Annotated in this window: 2 protein-coding genes; both read right to left on the bottom strand. The window is 49.6% G+C overall.

All coding sequences use genetic code 11. The features are described from left to right. The coding region (locus K6T64_RS16755; RefSeq protein ID WP_288011380.1) for a motility associated factor glycosyltransferase family protein at positions 1-1,595 on the bottom strand (1,595 nt) is incomplete at its 3' end. Positions 1,596-1,665: 70 nt separating this feature from the next. Continuing rightward, a complete protein-coding gene (locus tag K6T64_RS16750; RefSeq protein ID WP_288011377.1) occupies positions 1,666-1,956 on the bottom strand; it encodes a hypothetical protein in 291 nt (96 codons plus the stop codon). Positions 1,957-2,049: the final 93 nt, after the last annotated feature.

Below are 2,049 nucleotides of genomic sequence, written 5' to 3'. Positions count from 1 at the left end.
ACAATGTCACGGTTTTCTTTCGCATATGCCACCAAATCCTCCGTTTCCTCCAAGAGGTCGGAGATCTTTCGGTGTACGCGGGACAACACCGCTCTGTGATTCGATTCATCCCGTGGGGGGAGACGATCGATCACTTCGCCGATGGGTGTGACAGGTTTGGTGCAATACCGCTCCAAGACCTCCTTAAACGGCATCTGGATCGTGCCCCTGATCTTGACCCCGCCTTCGGTGGCGTTAATGGTCGGCACCTGTGAAAAATTGACCAATGTCTCCATCCAAACGAGGAATTGCCGCCACAGTTCCCGGGATTTCACCTTGCCGCCGTAATATCCGTCCAAGTATACCGTCCGATTATGAAGCATCTTCTCATTATAGAGACTATCCCGAATCTGCCAGGCCATCCGCTCGTCAGCCTCGTACTTTTCCAAATTGTACACGGTATCTTCGCTGTGAGTCTTACCATCTTCCCCATACGCCAAGTCTTGCCCGATGAGTACAATCGGATTTCCACCCAGGTAAACCGCCAACATATAGCTCATGTGAGCAACAGAATTGCCGGAGACAAAGGCGCCGAAGTCCCCTAGGGCTGAATTCAGGAACTCACTATTGCTCAAATTTTCCTTGAAACAGGGCACGGCATATTTCGGCCAGGCAGGAAAAATCCTGGAATCAATGATGGTCAAGCCGAACAATGCCGTCTCTTCGGGAATGTCGATGCCGCTGAGACTGAGGTCGAAAGAATTAGCTCCTCGTTCCAAGATACAGACGATGTCCGGCACGATACCGTTACGTAGAAGAGCCTTTAAAGCCGATTCGGCACAAATGATCAAACTTCTGCCTTTCGCCTGCCGCAAAAGGGGCAATTGTTTGTCTAGGGAAGGTCCTGAAGCCACACATAAAACAGGGACGCAGTCATAGACGTCTTTCAAGTCTCGCAGGCGGGGAAGAGTCAAAACCATCTTCAGATTTTGCAGCTCGTTTCGCACCCCGTGTAGTGTGTCGTTCAGATCATTTCCCATGTTATAAACGTTATTTCTTAATGTTTCGACGACCACCTCAAAGATCTTATCGTAATACTGCCTATCCTTACGCAAAGTAGAAAAGGTTCGTACCACTTCGGCCTGGAGGAAATAAAAACCTACCAACGAGTAAAGAAAATGTTTGAGATGGTCTGCCGTCGCTGTGATGTCTCCACCAAAAAAAACGAGCCGCTGAAGCCGATCTTTAAGGAAAGGATCGAGGTCCATGTCTTCAAGAAACGCCCGAACCAGCCGCACATCCTTCTCAACGACGAACACCCAAGCCGTTTCCGTCTTCCTTTCTAAGATCCGAGTGATGACTTCATAGCAACTAATGCCCATAATCAGAAAACCGCTGTTGTCAAAGTTCACATCCCGCAACAACACTTCTGCCTCATAGGACGGGTCGTAGATACTGGCAGAATAAAACTCTTTTCCCTCATCGTCGGTCAACTTAAACACCTTCAAATCCGTGACCTGGATGGACTCCAGGCCTGTCGTGTCCGCCGATAGAAGTTCGCCAATGAGGTGTTGGTTATATTCCGTCAAGTATTCGAGATTCCGTTCAAAGTACATGTCGCTTCCCCTTTTCGACCCGGGAGCCAGTCCCGACTCTTGATTTCTCAGCAACAACTTCCAGTTAAAATCAATTTTTGAAGACCCTCAATCTGGGGATCAACTCATATTTAATCAAATCCGCTGTAAGAATATAGTCCCGGTTTCCCAGACAGACCAGAAGAAGCTGTAACAACTGATTAATCTCCATTACGCCCTCATGAAATGAAGTATCTTGCACCTGATCCCGTTTCAGAACCATCTCAATATGTCGGGCCATATCCTCCATCATCCCCGCCGCTTCCCGCACCCGCAGGGCGTAAAATAAGTCAGCAACGCGCTCCAAACTCCGGAACCCGCTTTCACTCTGCTCGATGTCCATACCTGCTCCCTCTCATTATCGAGTAGGAGGGGGCGGCTAGCCCCCGTCCTCTCACACCACCGGACATGCGGGTCCGCATCCGGCGGTTCACCA

The sequence above is a fragment of the Kyrpidia sp. genome, from assembly GCF_023512215.1.
Lineage (GTDB): Bacteria > Bacillota > Bacilli > Kyrpidiales > Kyrpidiaceae > Kyrpidia > Kyrpidia spormannii.
Note: the sequence above shows the minus strand (reverse complement) of the source record. Positions and strands in the feature narration are given on the sequence as shown.